Genomic DNA, 18,646 nt, shown 5'->3' with positions numbered 1-18,646 from the left:
TCAAAGGGACATCCGGCGGCAATTCTGCTGCTGAATGTCCCTTTGACTATTTGTCTATGGCTTCAAGTCTCGTAAATGATATTCCCGGTCTCGGACAGGTCGTAGCTGTGAATCGAGCTCAGCTCACTGCGGAAGGCTTCCGAACGCAGAATATCAATGACCGTGCTGATCCACGGTTCATTCTCCGGCTTCTTGATCATCACCAGGTCATAGCGCTCGCGGATCAGCGGGATGAAGTCGATGCCGTCCACGATCCGGGCGGCTTTCTCTATGCCGATACCCACATCCGCGCCGCCCCGCGCCACGAGGCCCGCTACGGCCAGATGGCTGTTCTCTTCATTACTGTATCCGTTTAAGCGGGATGACGGAATATCATGCAGGCGGAGCTGTTCATCCAGCAGCACCCGGGCGCCGGAGCCGCGCTCCCGGTTGATCAGCGTCAGCCCGTGCTGCCGGAGGTCACTCCAGCTGCGGATGCCCTTCGGATTGCCCTTCTGCACATAGAAGCCTGCGCTGCGTGTCAGCAGATGCACAACAATATAGGAGAAGCCCACAAGCAGCTTGCGGATATAGGGCAGATTATATTCGCCGCTGTCGCCGTCCAGCAGATGAGTGCTTACAATATCGGATTCCCCCTGATACATGGCAATGAGGCTGTCCAGACTGCCGGCATAGGAACGGAGAGGGCGGGTGGACGGCAGGGTCCGCTCCAGATGGGTCGCCAGAATATCCAGCGACATATCCTGTCCGGTGATGACTACATTCAGTCCGCTGTGCTTAAGGCTGTGCGGCGGCGGAGAAGCAAAGGCCTGATACGGAGCCGCGAACGGGGCAGTCTGCTGTGGCTGCTGGGTCTGCGGCTGGTATGCCTCAGGGAATCCGCTCTCGGGAAGCGGATGACTGTAAGCCCCGCTGCTGCGCGAGTTCTGCTTGTACCTCTCCAGATCTGAGAGGTCCACCCGCATCTGCTTGCCCACCCGGTAAGAGGGCAGCTCTCCTTTTTTGATCAGGTCATAGACCTTAAGCTTGGAGATCTTGAGCAGGCGGGCAATCTCCTCGGTTGTATAGGAAGTATTCTCGGACATCTGTTAACCCTCCTGGGGGATGCCCTGCGGTATAGCCGCAGGCAGCCTTATCATGCTCAAGACTACCTTATTTCGTAAGCCTGTGCAATGAAAGACGCCCTGGACTTCAATAGGTGATCTGCCGGTCTGTCTTCGCCTGCTGCACATCGGATAACCCAATCAGCTCCGAGACGGTGACGAACCGGAAGCCCTGCTTCTCCAGCTCAGGCAGAATGATCTTCAGCGCTTCCTTGGTCTGCGATCTTCCGTGGACATGATCGTGGAACAGGACAATATCACCGCTCCTCGCATTGCGGATCACCCGGCTGGAGATACTCCATACACCGGGGCGGTTCCAGTCGCGTGTATCCTGATGCCAGGACCAGAGCACCGGCTTCAGACCCATGCTGTTGGACACATCAATCAGGGTCTCGTCATACATTCCGCCCGGCGGCCTGAACAGGCTGCTGTGTCTGCCGGATATCTTCACAATCTCCTTCTCCGTCAGCTCCAGCTCCTGCTGAATCTGCTCCCCGGAGATGGGTTTTTTGAAATACACATGGTTATAGGTATGGTTCGCCAGCTCATGTCCTTCATTAATAACGCGTCTGGCGACCTCGGGATAAGCGGCGATCCGTTTGCCAATGGCAAAAAACGTGCATTTCGCATGATACTCATGCAGCACCTCCAGAATGCCGTCCGTCTCCAGCGGGTCCGGGCCATCGTCGAAGGTCAGGGCAATGACCTTCTGACTGGTGCGCACTTCCCAGATCATGTCGCCCCGCTCCTCATAGTAGTAGCGGTTCTTGGGCTTGTCCAGACTGCCCTGGGCAAGCGCTGAGGAGGTGTGCATCAAGGTGAGGGCTGCAAGAACTGCTGCGGTTAGTCTGGAAGCTGTTGTCATAGTCTCGGGTTCACTCCACACTTGTGTCGTTATAAGCTGCTCCTGCAGTTTAAGTCTTAGAATGCTCTATCGTCCCCGGTTACTATGCATTTACAAGCGCCTGCACAGTGAATTGCATTTTAGAGTGAAAGTTCCGGCGGAAATGACTTATAATAAGTTACTAAATACAGATCAAGGAACAGGAGCGGCGGAGATGACACTGATTGAGCAAAGAGAACATAGACAATATCCGGAAATTACCAAGCTGGAAACCTCCAGAGCCGCATATGAACGCGACTATTCGCGTCTGATCCATTCGCCGACCTTCCGCCGGCTGCAAGGCAAATCCCAGGTGTTCGGAGCCGGGACCGGGGATTATTACCGGACACGCCTGACTCACTCGCTGGAGGTGGCGCAGATCGCCCGCGAAGCGGCCAAGAGCCTGCTGCGCTCTTACCCGGAGGTAGAGACAGGGGCGGCCGGGAACCCGGGGCTGGTCATTGACCCGGAAGTAGTGGAATGCGCCGCTATCGCGCATGATTTCGGCCATCCTCCATTTGGGCATAAGGGAGAGGAAGTGCTGGACAGCCTGCTGGAGAGCCTCATTGTCAAGAAAACTGCGGAGGCTGCAGCCAAATCCGGCGCCGGTCCGGTCCAGAAGCAGACCATCTATGAGAGCCTGAAGCGCAAATACGAGCATTTTGAAGGCAATGCCCATAACTTCCGCCTGATCATGTTCCTGGAGAAACGGGAGAATATCGACGGTCTGAACCTCTCTGATGCGGTGCTGCTGGGGATTAACAAATATCCTTTTCCCGGTACGGTCCTGAAGAAGGGCATGTATCTGCATGAATGGAACTACATCAACGAGATCCGCAGCCAGTGGGGGGTTCCGGCGGGCAAGAAGACGCTTGAAGCCCAGCTGATGGATCTGTGTGATGATATTGCCTATTCGGCGCATGACCTGGAAGACGGCATTAAGGCCGGGAAGATTGAGGTGCATGAGCATTTCATGCATGACGACTATATCCAGCGGCTGATTGTGGAGAAAATTACCACGCTGGAGGATGCCTTCTGGTCAGGCTGGAACGAGGCGGCAATCCGCTTCAAGGTAGAGGATGTGCTTAGCTCCTTCCTTCGCGTATGGATGGAGAAGATGCCGACCTGTGAGAATGACTATTCCCGCACCCGCCGTGAAGTCAAGGCCTATTGGGTTAGTACCTTTGTCGCCAGTCTCGGCGTCATTGAGGACGGGGACTGGAAGAAGGTCACGTTCATTAAGGAAGGCAAGGAAGATGAGGACATGCTGCGGACCGTCAGTGTGCTCAAAAGCTTCGCCTGGGTGACCATGATCCGTGATTTGCGCGTGCAGCGTCTGCAGAAACGGAGCGAATGGATTCTCCGGCGGCTGTGGGAGGCCTTTCTTGATCCCGAGACGTCGCGGAATATTATTCCAACCGACTGGCTCCAGCGCTTTGAGAAGGACCAGAAGTCGGCGAAGCCGATCTGGACCTGGGAGCATATGGTGATCGACTATATTGCCGGAATGACCGATGCCTTTGCCGAGAAAATATACAACGAGCTATACGGGCTGAAGGTCGGTTCGATTTACGATCTGGACTAAATATTGGGTTAGAGAACCTGTGGTTCTATTTACTTGTCGGCCGTTTGGGCCGGCAGGTACAACCTTACATAGTGAGATGTATAAATTTTTAATCCCCTGTTGCCGAAATAGTACGTATATACTATTTTTTTTTGTCTTTTTATGAAAAAGAAAGGGTAACAGATGGAAAATGGTGTAATATTCTCGGCAATTATCAAGGGGGCATACAGGTATGGGTAAGGGTCAGCGACTGAAGGATTGGTTTAGTAAAGGGAGGAATGAAGCGGATAAGAAGCAGCGGGTCAGCCTGACCGGGCGCGGTAAAAGTATTGGCTTCAAGATTGCCTCCGGGTACGCGGCTCTGGCTGTGCTGGTTCTGGTGACCGGCGGGGTCTCGCTCTATCAAATGTACGGTATGCAGAAGAACACAGGTAGTATTCTTAATCAGAGCATTCCTGCACTGGATAAAATCCACAATGTTAATTATCTCACAGAGCATGTGATGGCGCTCAGTATGCAGCATATCCTGAACTCGGATATTGCGGAGAAAAGCGTACTTGCGGAAGAGCGGGCCAAATTCATCAGCAAAGTGTCAGATACGATGAAGGAATACAAGCTCACCTTGCACGGGAATAAGGAACTGGGGCAATTACAGTCGCTCGTCGGGAAATGGGCGGAGTTCCTGACCGTCAATAATCAGGCGATCCTGCTCAGCAGCTCGAGTGACGAGGCATTGGCCCTGGAGGTATCGCGCAAGGGGATCGCGGCGTTTAATTCCATGCAGGTTGATCTCGATGCACTAGTTAAGCACACTCAGGACGAAGCAGCGAAAGAGGGGAAAGTTTCCGAGCAAATTTTCCACACTTCGCTGACATTGAATATTGTAACTGTACTGATTGTCTTGTTGGTCATCGGAATCATTAACATGGTGATCCGCAGAACGATCATCCGTCCGCTGAAGAAGGTAACCGCCCAGCTCCAGCAGATCGCAAACGGGGATCTGACGGCGGAAGAGACCGTGATCAGCAATAAGGATGAGATTGGCCTGCTGGCCAAGACTGTGAATGAAACCAACCGCACCCTGCTGGAGATGGTCAGCCGGATTCGCAATGTGTCCAACGTCATATCCGAGCAGGGTGATGAGCTGATGCATACGATTGCCGAAACCAGGGAAGGCAGCAGTCAGATTGCCTTGACGATGGAAGAACTGGCTACAGCCTCGGGAAGCCAGGCTGAAGCAGCGGTGGAAGCCTCCAAGGCAGTTGAGGACTTAAATAAGCTGATCGAGAATTTTGCCGGCAGAGGCACGGATCTCTCCCTTCATTCGGAACAGGTGCGGCTTAAGGGTGAGAAAGGTCGGGCGCTCATGGAAAGCTCCGTATCGCAGATGAACCAGATTGCCGAGACCGTCTCACTGTCCATGGGAACCGTGGAGGAGCTGAACCGCAAGAATGAAGGCATCTTCCAGCTGGTAGGTGCCATCCGGAGCATCTCGGAGCAGACGCATCTGCTGGCCATTAATGCTGCGATTGAAGCCGCCAGGGCCGGTGACAGCGGACGCGGCTTCGCGGTAGTGGCTCAGGAGGTGCGTAAGCTCTCGGAGGATGTGCAGCGGACCGTATCGGAGATCACGGAGATTACGCAGGGAATCCAGCTCGACTCCAGAACCATGGTGGAGCAGCTTCGCGGAGGCGTAGCCAAGACAGAGGAGGGCAGCCGGCAAATTGTTGAGACAGGCGAAGCCCTGGCTGAAATCAACGGCTCGGTCCTTGGGATGGCGGTAACCATTGATGAGATGAGCCAGGACCTGCAGCAAATGACTGGAGCCAGCGAGACCATGAATGAGTTCAGCCAGCATATCTCGGCCCTTTCCCAGCAATCTGCGGCAGGTGTGGAGGAGACCTCGGCATCAGCGCATCAGCAGTTCACTGCCACTACGGAAGTGGCTAACGGCATCGGGCAGCTGAAGGTGCTGCTTACTGAGCTTCGGGAGTCTGTTACGCGATTTCAGGTGTAGGGGGATATAGGCTGAAGGTGAAATATAGTACTTAGGGATACGCCGTGACTACAGAGAATATTTGGACTTCCGGCCGCTGTTGTTCCCGGATTTCCTGATTTGAAACCACTGTCGTGGTAGAAATCCGGGAACAAAGGCGGTCGCTACCGCTCCTACAGTTCCAAAATTCCCCTCCGCCACTTCTCCCTAAATTTAAATTTCAAGTTCAGTCTATATAGTGTGTATGTATATATTAAACAGCCTCTGCTTAGGTTCAGCAGAGGCTGTTTGTATTTGTATAGGTGAATCCTGCACAAATTGCAACATTCGCTCATTAAATCAACCCTAAATCGAAGTTTGTTGCAGAAAAGGCAGCATTTTGTCCACGTCCAGCAGGTAATCATGACAAATTATTGCATTTGATGCAACAATTGTATCGGGTGTGCGTTATCAGCGAACCGGAGTTGTAATTAGTGCAACATTTCGCCGGAGCACCAGCCTAATACTGGCGGCTGTAATCCACCAGATTGCGCGAAGGCTTGCCGGATTCCAGATACGCTTTCATGTTCTCCACAAAGATGTCCACGACCCGGTCAGCATAGCGGTCGGTTACCCCGGCACAGTGAGGGGTCATGATGACCTGCTCCATCCCCCAGAGCGGGTGATCCTCAGGCAGCGGCTCGGTCTCGAATACATCGAGGCCCGCACCGGCGAGCTGTCCGCTGTTCAGCGCAGCGATCAGATCGTCCGTATGGGTAGTCACTCCCCGGCCAATATTAATATAATATGCCCCCTGCTTGCAGGCGGAGAAGATCTCTGCATCGAACAGTCCACGGGTCTCGTCTGTCAGCGGAAGCGTGTTGATCACGAAGTCAGCCTCGCGGACGGAATGCTTCAGCTCCCCGGTGGTCAAGACTTGATCGAAGTTCTCCACCGGCCGCCCAGAGCGGCTGACACCGATCGTCTTCATCCGGAAGGCCTTGGCAATTCTGGCGGTCTCGCTGCCGATGGCGCCGGTTCCGGCAATGACCACGGTCTTGCCGGTCAACTCACTCTCTTGCCCGTCCGAGTGCCAGCGTCGGCTCTGCTGGTTGCGGATAGCGGTATGCATATTGCGCGTGAACATCAGCATGAAGCTTAGGATGACCGCCGTAATCGGTTCAGCATGTACACCGCTGGCATTCGTCAGCAGGATTTCGCGTTCCTTCAGCGCTTCCAGCGGAAGCTTCTCTACACCGGCAGACCAGGCTTGTACCCAGCGGAGCGGCGAATCCTGCCGCAGTACGGTATCGCGGATGCCTTTGCCCCAGCCGATAATAATCTCTGCGCCGGAGAGCAGCTCAAGATCAGGGTTCCTGGAGTCTCCAAGGGTCAGGGTGTAATCTGGTGCAGCAGCGCGGATCATCTCCTGCTGGCCGGACGAGAGGTGCTGCAGACAAACGATGGATTTAGTCATGTTGGTGCCCTCCTGTTCTACATTTCAGTAGAGAAATGGACGATAAGTATAGAATAAGCATAACAAATCTGCCTGGAAAGGTGAAATTAGCATGAGACCTATAGAACCGGAGCAAGAAGTTGAGCGCCTGTTTGTGGCAATACCGCTGCCTGATGCGCTATGCGATTATCTGAAAAATGAGTCTGCCCATGTGTCGTCCGGGCTTCATTTTGCCAGATGGACACATTTTAAAGATTTCCATATTACGCTGCAATTTCTTGGAGATACCCCCAGGGAACATATTCCAGCTCTTTATCAGGCACTCCGGGAGGTTGCGAAGTCAAGTAAAGGCTTTCAGCTGAAGCTCGGGGAGTGGGGCACTTTCGGTCTCCCGGATTCGCCAAGAGTACTCTGGACAGGGGTTTCCGGCGAATTGGAGCCGCTGAAGGAGCTGCAGAAACGGGTGGTTTCCGCGACCCTTCCATTAGGATATACGGCAGAGATGCGAACGTACAATCCCCATTTAACACTCGCCCGCAAATACCGCGGAGAAGGCTCTTTTACGCTGGAGCGGCTGGAAAATTTACGGATGCAAGGGCGTCCTGCGGGACAAGCACTTCCAGACATAGGCTGGACGGTTGATGCTTTTGTGGTGTATGCTACCAGGATGTATGCCATTCCTATGTATGAAATGACCGAAAAATTTACATTTTTCTCAACATAAATCGACAAGTGAGTTTTCAAGGCTTCCATTTTCGGTTACATACAATAGGAGTGTGCCGTAAAATAGGAGGTAAATTATGTTGATTTTTAAACAGAGCCGCTATATTGCGCTGCTGGTTGGTGTAATCCTAGTGTCTTTCTCAGCGATAAGTTTGATGAACCCCGCAGGATCTGCTGCTACCGGGGAGAATATGATAGAAATGGGTAAATTGAATTCTGCAAGCCACCAGTCTGTGGAGCGGCTTGTCCCGCAAGCTGCATCAGTCCTGCATAGGACAAGCCCTTCAGCCAGCACGATTACACCCATGCTTTACACCACAGCCGCCAAACCGGCCCATACCTGGACCCGCACGGTTCATGCAGGATGGTTAAGTCCCGAGAAGCTTCAGCGTAAAGACGCTGCACAGAAGACTGCCATTCCGCCGAAGCCTAAGGTAACTGTGGTGAAAGCATCGCCGCCAGCGGCGCAAGTGCCGAAGATAGCGGCAACGGGGACAACGAGTGTCATTCCAAGCAAAGCTGTAACTCAGTATCATCCCCCCGCAACATTGTTCTTCTCTCGGACCAAGCTACTAACCAAGGAGCAGCAAGCTGAAGCTACCTGGAGCTACGCCGTATCCGAAGAAGACCTGCATCTGCTGCAAAAAATCGTTATGGCAGAGGCAGAAGGCGAACCGTACAAGGGCAAGGTGGCAGTTGCCAACGTTGTTCTAAACCGGCTGCGGTCAGCCAATTTTCCCGACACAATCAGAGAAGTAATCTATCAAAAAAGACAATTCAGTCCTGTGGCCAACGGGCGTCTTAAACGTGTGAAGCCTAATAAGGACAGCATTAAGGCTGTTAATGCAGCGCTGCTGGGAGTTAAGGAAGTGACGGATGATACGTACTTCTTCCTGTCGCTGACGCTGGCCCAGGACCTTACTGTGCATCATTCACGGACACTCGCCAAGACGATCGGCAATCATACATTCTATAAATAAACAAGGACACAATACATTAGGACGCTATAAGTCTATTCTATTACGGCCATTCAGCATTTCCGCGCAAAAAAAGAACCTCCAACTCCACGCTTACCGGTGGATTGGAGGTTCTTTGCGGCTTGGTTCCTATAATCCGCTTAAGGAGTGACATAGACAGCTTCTTCATTCCGCACCTTTTGCGGAGGGACATTCCAGGCCTCTGAGACGGCTGCAGCAGCGGCGGGCTTGCCCAGCAGCTGAAGTACGGTCGCTGCGCAGTGCTGCGGCTGCTGGCGGTCCGGGGAGGTCCGGCGTCTGTGCGGTGCCCCCTGTCCGGCATATTCACGCAGGAGCATCGTGAACCATTTGTCCACGACGGCCGAATCCAGCATCTCAGCCAGCCCCAGCTCAACGAAATATTGGCTGTTCTTCTCTTCCTGTCCCGGTATTGCGTTGTAGAACAACATCGGGATGCCCTTAGCCTGACCTTCGGTGCAGGTCATTCCGCCGGGCTTGGTAATCAGCAGATCGGAGGCATCCATCAGCTTGTTAATCTCACTGCTGTACCCCAGTATTCTTACATTGGGATGGTTCAGCAGGGGGTTGGCTTCCATCTTGGCTACCGCCTTGTCATTGCTGCCCATACAGAAGATAAGCTGAATCTCATCAATCCGGGCCGTGAGCGAGTCCATGATATCCTTGCCGAACATCAGCCCCCAGCCGCCGCCCATAATAAGCGCAGTCGGGATGTCGGCAAGACCCAGCTCTTTGCGCAGCTGGGTCTTGCCCTGGCACTCCCAGAACTTCGGATGCACCGGAATCCCGGTAACCGTCACAAGCTCGGAAGCTACGCCGCGTCCGGTAAGGATCGACTTGACCCGGGAAGTCGATACCAGATAGCGGTCCGACTCCGCATTCACCCAGCTTCCGTGGGCATCATAATCAGTAATCAGCGTATAGAACGGTACATCCAGCCCCTGGCGCTTCAGCCTGGAGATGACAGCAGCGGGAATCGGATGCGTACAGATAATCAGATCCGGCTTCAGCTGTTCAATGACCTGTGAGGCATGTGTATAAAAAATCCGGTGAAGTGCCAGCTGGGTCAACCGGTTCAGTGATTTATGATATTGGGTCTTATACATCATGCCGACCAGCTTGGGCTGGCTGCTGACGGTTTTGCGGTAAGCGGAAAGAATCCAAGGAGCGACCGTAGGATTTAGGAATTTCCCGAGCTCAATGACCCGGCACTGAACATCCGGGTTCAGCAGTCTTATTCCTTCAGCCAGAGCATAGGCTGCCCCTGTATGGCCCGTGCCGAAGCCTTCCGAAAACAGCAGTACTCTTTTCTTTCGCATAAGTTCACCTGCAACTTTCCATATAGGTAGATTTACGAATTCTCTTCATTAGTCCATGTGCTTATCCTGCGTGCTTGTTCTCTTACTCCTAATATTATACTAGGGATTTTGCTTCTTTTCTCACATTATACAAATAAGACGTAAATAGAAAGTTAAAACACTGCAATAAAATAAAAAAAATTATACAAAAGTATTGCAAAGACATAGGCAACATGATAAAGTTGGTCTTGACCGAATGACCGGATCAGTAAAATGGTCATAACGAGGATGTAAGACATTCCTGAGGGAAAGGAAGTGTATGAATGGCTGTGGTAGATCGAAGGCAGCAGGTGCTGCAGGCGGCGACCAAATCTTTTTCATTATTCGGCTATAAGGCAACAACCATGGATCAGGTCGCTAAGATTGCCAATGTCGGCAAAGGGACGATTTACACCTTTTTTACAAACAAGGAACAGTTATTTGATGAGATCCTGCGTGATGTTATTACCGAGATGAAGATTATCGCCGAGCGGGAGATTAAGCGCGACAAGCCGTTTTTTGATAATCTGCACCGCGTACTGGATGCCCTGCTGGAATTTCGCAGCGAACACGAGCTATTCATCAAGCTGTCCCAGGAAAGTCATGACTTCGGAACGCCGCAGGCCGGTGAAGGACTCGACAAGATCGAGAGTGTAGTGCTTGAATATCTGGAACGGGAGGTGGAGCAGGCCATTCGTCAAGGGGAGATCAAACCCTGCGACCCCCAGATTGTATCGGTGGTAATGTTCAGGTTATATATTGTGCTTACGGCTGAACTGAGTAAGGTACACGTGCCTTTGACCAAAGAACAGATCAAGAGCTATTTTCAGCTTTTTTTGGTAGAGGGGCTGGCACAGTAGATTATAAGTTCAGTATAGGGACGGCGTGTGCACCGCACTGCGCTATCCCGGAATAATTTTTTTTGCCCTTGAATGACTAAATGGGGAAAACGGTCATCTGGTGTTACTGTAACATTCACGAAACTATCATTTCGAAAAGCATTTTAAAGAGAGCATATGATCATAAGGAGAGAACCAGAATGAAATCTTTATCCGTGTTTATGAAGGATCTTGGCGCGGTTTTTAAGAATCCCAAGATGCGTATTTCCATGTTTGCCATTCTGTTTATTCCTGTACTGTACAGCGGATTGTTCCTGAAGGCATTCTGGGATCCTTACGGCAAAATGAACGAGCTTCCGGTGGCTGTTGTCAATGAAGACAAGGGTGCCGATTATGAGGGCTCCAAGCTGAGCGCAGGATCAGACCTGGTCGCGGAGCTGAAGAAGACGGACGGGTTCAAGTGGAATTTCGTCAGCCGGGAGACTGCGGAAGCCGGACTTGCCGATAATACTTATTATATGGCGATTGTGGTTCCGGAAGACTTCTCGGCCAAAGCAACTACACTGCTTGATGCGGATCCCCAGCCGGCCAAAATTATCTATGAGCCGAATGAAGGCTACAACTTCCTGGCGGGTCAGATTGGCGGCACGGCGGTGAAGGATATCAAGACCAAAGTATCCGCCAAAGTCACAGAGGCTTACACTAATTCTGTATTTGATAAAATTACTGAAATCGCCAGCGGTCTTGGCGAAGCCGGAGACGGCGCAGCCAAGATTGCAGACGGTGCCACCAAGCTGGATGACGGTGCACTTAAGCTGAAAGACAATCTGCTTGTGCTGACAGAAGGCACCGGCAAGCTGCTTGACGGAGTAGCGCCGCTTACCCAGGGTGTGAGTGATCTGAATAACGGAGCAGCCGCACTGAAAACAGGCAGCAGCACGCTGGCCGGAGGGCTTCAGCAGTTGTCCGCAGCGCATAAGCAGCTCCAGGACGGGGTGGCGCAGTCGGCGGCAGGCAGCAAGCAGCTTCATGCTGGGCTGCAGAAGACAACGGCCGGAGCATCTGCGCTCAAGGATGGAACACAGTCGGCTGTAGTCGGTACCGAGAAGCTGCAGGCGGGTACGAAGTCGGCTGTTGACGGCAGTGCGAAGCTTGCCGCCGGATTATCCTCCGCCGCCGAGGGCAGCGCGAAGCTCGAAGCCGGACTTACGGCATCGAAGGACGGCAGTGCGAAGGCAGCAGCCGGAGCCAAGGCGGTAGCCGATGGCCTGCAGGCGCTGGCGAAGTCGAATCCTCAGCTTGCGGCTAGCCCGGATGTACAGAAGCTGCTGGCGGCAAGCACCGCAGTAGCTGCGGGTACAGCCCAGCTGGACCAGGGCCAGCAGCAGCTCCTGGACGGAGCGGCAGCCCTGAACAGCGGCCAGCAGCAGCTACTGCAGGGCGCGAATCAGCTGCACAGCGGAACGCAGCAGCTGGATGCAGGGGTAACGCAGCTGCATGACGGAGCGCAGCAGCTAAGCGCTGGCAGCGCACAGCTGCTGGAAGGCCAGCAGCAGCTCGTAGCCGGTGCCGGGACGCTTGAAACCGGCGGCGGCAAGCTTGCAGCAGGCATGAAGCAGTTCGGCGCCAAGCTGGGCGAAGCGGCAGCAGGCGGCACGAAGCTGGCAGACGGCGGCAAAGCGCTGGAAGCCGGCACAGCGAAGCTGCTGAACGGGGCAGGCCAGCTTGGCAGCGGCCTCAGCTCGGTAGCCGACGGGTCGAAGAAGCTGAGTGACGGAGCAGGCCAGCTGAAGGACGGCCTGGATGAGCTGAAGACAGGCTCCGGTGAGCTGGCAAGCAAACTGGGCGATGCCGCAGCGCAGACGAAATCGGTGAATAAGACCGATGGAATGGTATCTATGTTCGCCCAGCCGGTACAGATCGAAGAAGTGAAGGTCAACGAGGTGCCTAACTACGGTACAGGGTTCGCTCCTTACTTCCTGTCACTTGGATTGTTCGTAGGTGCACTGATCTGCACCATTGTTATTCCGATGAGGGAATCCGAAGTGATTGGAGCCAGCCGGTTCAACCGGTTCATGAGCCGTACGCTTACGTTCTCCTTGATGAGTGTGCTCCAGGCTCTGCTCGCTATCCTGATTGTCTTGTACGGTCTGGGACTTGAAGTACAGAATGTGCCCTTGTTCTACGCCTTCTCCTTCATTACCAGCCTTGCCTTCATGTGGATGATCCAGGCGATTGTAACCTGGCTGGACCAGCCGGGCCGTTTCGTAGTCATCCTGATTCTGATCTTCCAGCTGACTACAAGTGCCGGAACCTTCCCTCTGGAATTGATTCCGGACTGGATGAAGATTTTCAATCCGCTGCTGCCAATGACTTACAGTGTCCAAGGCTTCAAGGCAGTGATCTCGACAGGGGACTTCGGCTCCATGTGGAGTGATGCGGGAATGCTTGGCGTATATGGAATTATATTCCTTGCGCTTACCTTCACCTACTTCATGACCCGTGACCGGGGCAATGAGGCTGTGCTGAAAAGTGAACAAGTTTTGACTGTATAAAAGAACATTATTTCCTGTAAACCGTGTGAACTTGAAACGCCCCCTAAGGGGGCGTTTTTGGTTTATAGAGAAAAATAAACAGCTTATAAAAGTGCCATCTCCATGGCAGGAAAAAAGTTGAAACGTTTTCAATGCATAAGTGCTTATTCGTCATTTATGCATAAATATACATTCGAAAGTTTTTTTACGCTTCTATTCGCTAAAGCTGCGCTGCAAAAGCATTTGTTAATCAAGCTCATAAAAAAGTTTAAATTGCACTGATGTCAGCGCGATGATAAAATAATAACACCAATTCTGCCTGAATAATTATTAAGATTTTCCGCTGAAAAATTTTCCTGGAATTCCGTCTACTTTATAATAGAAAGGTTGCGTATGATGAGACACACTGAACTGCCCGGCAAACAGGGCCTTTATGATCCCCAGTTCGAAAAAGACGCTTGCGGCATGGGATTTGTCGCCCATATTAAAGGCAAACCGTCCCATGATATTGTTAGCAATGCTCTGACTATGCTCTTCAATATGGAGCATCGGGGAGGCCAGGGAAGCGAGCCGAATTCCGGTGACGGAGCCGGCATCATGCTGCAGATTCCTCACCGGTTCTTCGCCAGCGAAGCCGCCAAGCTGGGCTTCGAGCTTCCGGCACAGGGCCATTATGGCGTGGGCATGATCTTTCTGTCTCATAACGAGGAGATCCGGGCCCGCCATGAGGCACTCCTGAGCGAGATTATCGCTGAAGAAGGCCAGCAGATCCTCGGCTACCGCGATGTGCCTACCTTTGATGAGATGCTCGGCAAGACGGCTAAGGCTGCCAAGCCTTATGTACGCCAGGTATTCATCGGCCGCTCTGAAGGAATCAAGGACGACCTTTCTTTTGAACGCAAGCTGTATGTAATCCGCAAACGCGCGGAGCTGTCAATCCGCTACGGCGGGGGAGAAGAAGGCGAATCCTTCTATGTGCCAAGCTTATCCTGCAAGAAGATCGTATACAAAGGTATGCTCACCACTGTTCAGGTAGGACAATTCTATCTGGACCTTCAGGATGAGAACCTGGAATCTGCAATTGCGCTTGTCCACTCCCGCTTCAGCACCAACACCTTCCCTAGCTGGGAACGTGCCCACCCTTACCGCTTCATGATCCACAACGGTGAAATTAATACCCTTCGCGGCAACGTCAACTGGATGCATGCCCGCCAGTCGCTGTTCAAGAGCGAGGTGTTCGGAGAGGATCTCGGCAAAATCAAACCGGTTGTGAATCCCGACGGCTCCGATACCGCAATGTTCGATAATACCTTTGAATTCCTGTACCTGAGCGGACGCTCCCTGCCGCATGTGGCGATGATGATGGTTCCTGAGCCTTGGAGCAATCATGACAGCATGGACGCGAAGAAGAAAGCCTTCTACGAATACCACAGCACCCTGATGGAGCCATGGGACGGGCCTGCCGCAATGGGCTTCACGGACGGTGTGCAGATCGGGGCGATTCTTGACCGTAACGGCCTGCGTCCTGCACGCTACTATGTAACGAAGGATGATCTGATTATTCTCTCCTCCGAAGCGGGTGTCCTTGATATTCCGGCTGAGGATGTACTATACAAAGACCGGCTGAGACCAGGCCGTATGCTGCTCGTGGATACGAAGCAGGGCCGGATCATCTCTGACGAAGAGGTCAAGGCGGAGATTGCCTCCGAGCAGCCTTATCAAGAGTGGCTGGATGAGCATCTGATCGGCCTCGATGAGCTTCCGGATGCGCCGGAGCTGCCGAATCCGAAGCATGATAACGTGCAGCAGCTGCAGCAGTCCTTCGGCTACACCTTTGAGGATCTGCGCAAGGTGCTGGAGCCTATGGCTTCGACTGGCGCTGAAGCTGTCGGCTCCATGGGTTACGATTCACCGCTGGCGGTGCTGTCAGACCGTCCGCAGCGTCTCTACAATTACTTCAAGCAAATGTTCGCCCAGGTAACCAATCCGCCGATTGATGCCATCCGTGAAGAGCTGGTAACCTCCACGGCCACCACCATCGGACCGGAACGCAACCTGCTGAAGGCTGAACCGGAGAGCTGCCGGCAGATCTCGCTGGCTTCCCCGATTCTCTCGAACGAGGATTTCGCCAAGCTGCGCCATGTTCGCCGTGCAGGCTTCAAGTCGATGTCGATCCCGATTCTTTTCCCGGCTGAGCTGGGGGCAGAAGGACTGCGCATCGCGCTTGAGCGTATGAATGAGGCGGCAGACCGCGTTATGGGCAAAGGTCATAATATTCTTATTCTGTCCGACCGGGGTGTAGACCGCGAGAATGCCGCTATTCCGGCACTGCTGGCTGTCTCCAGCCTGCATCACCATCTGATCCGCTCGGGAACACGGACCAAGGTCAGCATTCTGCTGGAGTCCGGTGAACCGCGTGAAGTTCATCATTATGCGCTGCTGCTTGGATATGGCGTCAGTGCGGTCAATCCTTATCTGGCCTTCGAGAGTCTGGATGATATGATCGGCCAGGGCCTGCTCCGCGGAATCTCGCATGAGAAGGCTGTGAAGAACTATATCAAGGCAGCTACGAAGAGTGTTGTCAAAATCCTGTCCAAAATGGGGATCTCCACCATTCAATCCTACCGCGGCGCACAGATTTTTGAAGCGGTCGGGCTGAATTCGGAGTTCGTGGACCGCTACTTCACCTGGACACCTTCCCGGATCGGCGGGATTGGCCTTGCGGAAGTGGCTCAAGAAGCGCTTGCCAGCCATAACCGCGCCTTCACCGACAAAGACGGCAACGACAAGGTGCTCGATTCCGGCGGTGAATACCAGTGGCGCAGTGACGGGGAAGAGCATCTATTCAATCCGCAGACCATTCATCTGCTGCAGCATTCGGTGCGCAGCGGAGATTATGAGATGTACAAGAAGTATGCGGCACTCGTTCAGGGCGAAAGCGAGAAGCACCAGACGCTGCGTTCGATGCTGCAGTTCAGAAGTACGAATGCCCCTATATCCCTGGATGAGGTAGAATCGGCTGAGTCGATCATGAAACGCTTCAAGACCGGCGCGATGTCCTTTGGTTCGATCAGCAAGGAAGCGCATGAGACACTTGCGATTGCGATGAACCGTATCGGCGGCAAGAGCAACACCGGTGAAGGCGGGGAAGATCCGGCGCGCTTCATTCCGGATGCCAACGGCGATTCCCGCCGCAGTGCGATCAAGCAGGTGGCATCGGGACGGTTCGGCGTAACCTCTAACTACCTGGTGAATGCCGACGAGATTCAGATCAAGATGGCACAAGGAGCCAAGCCTGGCGAAGGCGGACAGCTTCCGGGCCGCAAGGTATATCCTTGGGTGGCAGAGGTCCGCGGCTCCACAGCGGGCGTAGGGCTGATCTCGCCGCCGCCGCATCATGATATTTACTCGATCGAGGATCTGGCGGAGCTGATCTATGATCTGAAGAATGCCAATCCGCGTGCCAGTATTAACGTGAAGCTGGTCTCTGAAGTCGGCGTAGGCACCATCGCCGCCGGTGTGGCCAAGGGCCGCGCTGATATTATTCTGATCAGCGGTTATGACGGCGGTACCGGCGCTTCGCCGATGAACTCCATCCGTCATGCCGGACTCCCTTGGGAGCTGGGGCTGGCGGAGACTCACCAGACGCTGATGCTGAATAATCTGCGTGACCGTGTCGTGCTGGAGACAGACGGCAAGATGCTGAGCGGACGCGACCTCGCGGTAGCTGTTCTGCTCGGCGCTGAAGAATACGGCTTCGCCACTGCGCCGCTGGTTGCTGTAGGCTGCATCATGATGCGCGTATGCCAGATGGATACCTGCCCGGTGGGCGTAGCTACACAGAACCCGGAGCTTCGCAAGAACTTCATGGGCGATCCGCAGCATGTAGTGAACTTCATGACCTTTGTAGCACAGGATCTGCGCGAGATTATGGCAGAGCTGGGCTTCCGCACCATTGAAGAGATGGTCGGCCGCACCGATTGCCTCGATGCGGTGAAGGCTTCCGCGCACTGGAAGAAGAAGGGCGTCGATCTGAGCAGTCTCCTGCATACTCCGGCTATGCCGGAAGGAAGCACCCGCTTCCGCAGCAAATTCCAGAACCACGGCCTGGACGAAACGCTGGATGTAACTCATCTGCTGGATATCGCTGCACCTGCGCTGGAATCCGGCACTGCAGTTGAAGCCTCCCTGCCGATCACGAACGTCAACCGTGCAGTGGGGACGATTCTGGGCAGTGAGCTGACACGCAAGTACGGCGCGGCAGGGCTGCCGGATGACACTATCCGGCTGCATTTCACCGGATCGGCCGGACAGAGTCTGGGCGCATTCGTACCGAAGGGCATCACCATTACGGTCGAAGGCGACTCCAATGACTATGTCGGCAAAGGGCTGTCCGGAGGCAAGCTGATTATCCGGCCTTCCCGCAAGGCAACCTTTGCGGCGGAAGATAATATCATCATCGGGAATACCGCGCTGTACGGAGCGACCGGCGGCGAGGCCTACGTTAGCGGCATCGCCGGTGAACGGTTCGCCGTCCGCAACTCCGGGGCGAATGTAGTCGTGGAAGGCGTGGGCGACCACGGCTGTGAATACATGACCGGCGGCCGTGTGGTGGTGCTGGGTGCAACGGGCCGCAACTTCGCGGCTGGGATGTCAGGCGGTATCGCCTATGTCTATGATCCTGACGGCACGTTCATCAGACGCTGTAACCTGGAGATGGTGCTGCTGGAGCGTGTGGAGGAAGCGGATGAGATCGCTGAGCTGCATGCCCTGATTACCCGTCATACCGAGCTTACGGACAGTAATGCAGGCAGAGCAATTCTTGATTCATGGGATCAGGCGCTGCCGAAGTTTGCCCGGGTCATTCCGAAGGATTACAAACGGATGCTTGAGCAGATCCGCAAGGTGGAGAGCAGCGGGCTGACCGGTGAGGCTGCGCTGATGGCTGCTTTTGAAGCGAATATGCGTGAGCTTGCCCGTGTGGGCGGTTAAGATTCTAATCTAAGTTATTCAAGAGACCATGTCTTTCCATTGCGGAAGGATGTGGTCTTTCTTTAAAATATAAAAATTTATATGTTCCACATGATAAATTATCCTTCTATTTCTCGCTGAAACGGCTACGCTGTCCTTTAAAGGACGGCGTAGCCGTTTCAACTTGCTATTCCTGCATATTTTTCCGGTTTTCAGGAAAAAGGTAAACTGTGGTAAAATATAAAAATGGTTGAAACGGGTTGTTG

General features: G+C 53.6%; 11 protein-coding genes. 7 read left to right on the top strand and 4 right to left on the bottom strand.

The window, feature by feature from the left end:
• Nucleotides 1-62: 62 nt before the first annotated feature.
• Together HQN87_RS18895 and HQN87_RS18890 are read right to left on the bottom strand one after the other, a co-directional pair.
• Entirely contained in the window at nt 63-1,085 is a 1,023-nt protein-coding gene (locus HQN87_RS18895) for a helix-turn-helix transcriptional regulator (protein ID WP_173136587.1), read from the bottom strand.
• 106 nt (nt 1,086-1,191) lie between these two features.
• Nucleotides 1,192-1,968 carry a polysaccharide deacetylase family protein gene (locus HQN87_RS18890; protein ID WP_173136585.1) on the bottom strand — a complete coding sequence of 259 codons (777 nt, stop codon included), beginning with the start codon at nt 1,966-1,968 and terminating at the stop codon, nt 1,192-1,194.
• 193 nt (nt 1,969-2,161) lie between these two features.
• On the opposite strand from HQN87_RS18890, the gene HQN87_RS18885 reads away from it, so the two are divergent.
• Together HQN87_RS18885 and HQN87_RS18880 are read left to right on the top strand one after the other, a co-directional pair.
• Nucleotides 2,162-3,571, top strand: coding sequence for a deoxyguanosinetriphosphate triphosphohydrolase family protein (locus tag HQN87_RS18885; protein ID WP_173136583.1), 1,410 nt, complete (start codon nt 2,162-2,164; stop codon nt 3,569-3,571).
• Nucleotides 3,572-3,782: 211 nt separating this feature from the next.
• Nucleotides 3,783-5,567, top strand: a complete 1,785-nt coding sequence (locus HQN87_RS18880; protein WP_173136581.1) for a methyl-accepting chemotaxis protein — start codon at nt 3,783-3,785, stop codon at nt 5,565-5,567.
• Between the two features lie 478 nt (nt 5,568-6,045).
• Here HQN87_RS18880 and HQN87_RS18875 read toward each other — a convergent pair whose 3' ends face one another.
• Nucleotides 6,046-7,002 carry a D-2-hydroxyacid dehydrogenase gene (locus HQN87_RS18875; protein ID WP_173136579.1) on the bottom strand — a complete coding sequence of 319 codons (957 nt, stop codon included), beginning with the start codon at nt 7,000-7,002 and terminating at the stop codon, nt 6,046-6,048.
• Between the two features lie 91 nt (nt 7,003-7,093).
• Between HQN87_RS18875 and thpR the strand changes: the two genes are divergently transcribed.
• Nucleotides 7,094-7,705 (top strand): RNA 2',3'-cyclic phosphodiesterase, encoded by a 612-nt coding sequence (gene thpR / locus HQN87_RS18870; protein ID WP_173136577.1) that lies wholly within the window; start codon nt 7,094-7,096, stop codon nt 7,703-7,705.
• Between the two features lie 76 nt (nt 7,706-7,781).
• A complete protein-coding gene (locus HQN87_RS18865) occupies nt 7,782-8,684 on the top strand; it encodes a cell wall hydrolase (protein WP_173136575.1) in 903 nt (300 codons plus the stop codon).
• A 137-nt stretch (nt 8,685-8,821) separates the two neighbouring features.
• On the opposite strand, the gene HQN87_RS18860 is transcribed toward HQN87_RS18865, so the two are convergent.
• Complete coding sequence (locus HQN87_RS18860; protein ID WP_173136573.1) at nt 8,822-10,018, bottom strand: MGDG synthase family glycosyltransferase; 1,197 nt, start codon at nt 10,016-10,018, stop codon at nt 8,822-8,824.
• Between the two features lie 302 nt (nt 10,019-10,320).
• Between HQN87_RS18860 and HQN87_RS18855 the strand changes: the two genes are divergently transcribed.
• The 3 genes from HQN87_RS18855 (at nt 10,321) to gltB (ending at nt 18,401) form a co-directional block, all read left to right on the top strand.
• Nucleotides 10,321-10,896, top strand: a complete 576-nt coding sequence (locus HQN87_RS18855) for a TetR/AcrR family transcriptional regulator (protein WP_173136571.1) — start codon at nt 10,321-10,323, stop codon at nt 10,894-10,896.
• A 179-nt stretch (nt 10,897-11,075) separates the two neighbouring features.
• Nucleotides 11,076-13,430 carry a YhgE/Pip domain-containing protein gene (locus HQN87_RS18850; protein ID WP_173136569.1) on the top strand — a complete coding sequence of 785 codons (2,355 nt, stop codon included), beginning with the start codon at nt 11,076-11,078 and terminating at the stop codon, nt 13,428-13,430.
• A 375-nt stretch (nt 13,431-13,805) separates the two neighbouring features.
• Nucleotides 13,806-18,401, top strand: a complete 4,596-nt coding sequence (gltB, locus tag HQN87_RS18845; protein ID WP_173136899.1) for a glutamate synthase large subunit — start codon at nt 13,806-13,808, stop codon at nt 18,399-18,401.
• The last annotated feature ends 245 nt before the right edge of the window (nt 18,402-18,646 follow it).

The organism is Paenibacillus tritici (assembly GCF_013204885.1).
Taxonomy (GTDB): domain Bacteria; phylum Bacillota; class Bacilli; order Paenibacillales; family Paenibacillaceae; genus Paenibacillus_AQ; species Paenibacillus_AQ tritici.
This window is presented reverse-complemented; position numbering and strand designations above follow the sequence as displayed.

Bases quoted from the DNA above. Each gene is read 5' to 3' on its own strand.
- HQN87_RS18885 (WP_173136583.1), top strand. From the start codon at position 2,162: ATGACACTGATTGAGCAAAGAGAACATAGACAATATCCGGAAATTACC.
- HQN87_RS18855 (WP_173136571.1), top strand. From the start codon at position 10,321: ATGGCTGTGGTAGATCGAAGGCAGCAGGTGCTGCAGGCGGCGACCAAA.
- HQN87_RS18880 (WP_173136581.1), top strand. From the start codon at position 3,783: ATGGGTAAGGGTCAGCGACTGAAGGATTGGTTTAGTAAAGGGAGGAAT.
- HQN87_RS18865 (WP_173136575.1), top strand. From the start codon at position 7,782: ATGTTGATTTTTAAACAGAGCCGCTATATTGCGCTGCTGGTTGGTGTA.
- HQN87_RS18860 (WP_173136573.1), bottom strand. From the start codon at position 10,018: ATGCGAAAGAAAAGAGTACTGCTGTTTTCGGAAGGCTTCGGCACGGGC.
- HQN87_RS18850 (WP_173136569.1), top strand. From the start codon at position 11,076: ATGAAATCTTTATCCGTGTTTATGAAGGATCTTGGCGCGGTTTTTAAG.
- thpR (WP_173136577.1), top strand. From the start codon at position 7,094: ATGAGACCTATAGAACCGGAGCAAGAAGTTGAGCGCCTGTTTGTGGCA.
- HQN87_RS18895 (WP_173136587.1), bottom strand. From the start codon at position 1,085: ATGTCCGAGAATACTTCCTATACAACCGAGGAGATTGCCCGCCTGCTC.
- HQN87_RS18890 (WP_173136585.1), bottom strand. From the start codon at position 1,968: ATGACAACAGCTTCCAGACTAACCGCAGCAGTTCTTGCAGCCCTCACC.
- gltB (WP_173136899.1), top strand. From the start codon at position 13,806: ATGAGACACACTGAACTGCCCGGCAAACAGGGCCTTTATGATCCCCAG.
- HQN87_RS18875 (WP_173136579.1), bottom strand. From the start codon at position 7,002: ATGACTAAATCCATCGTTTGTCTGCAGCACCTCTCGTCCGGCCAGCAG.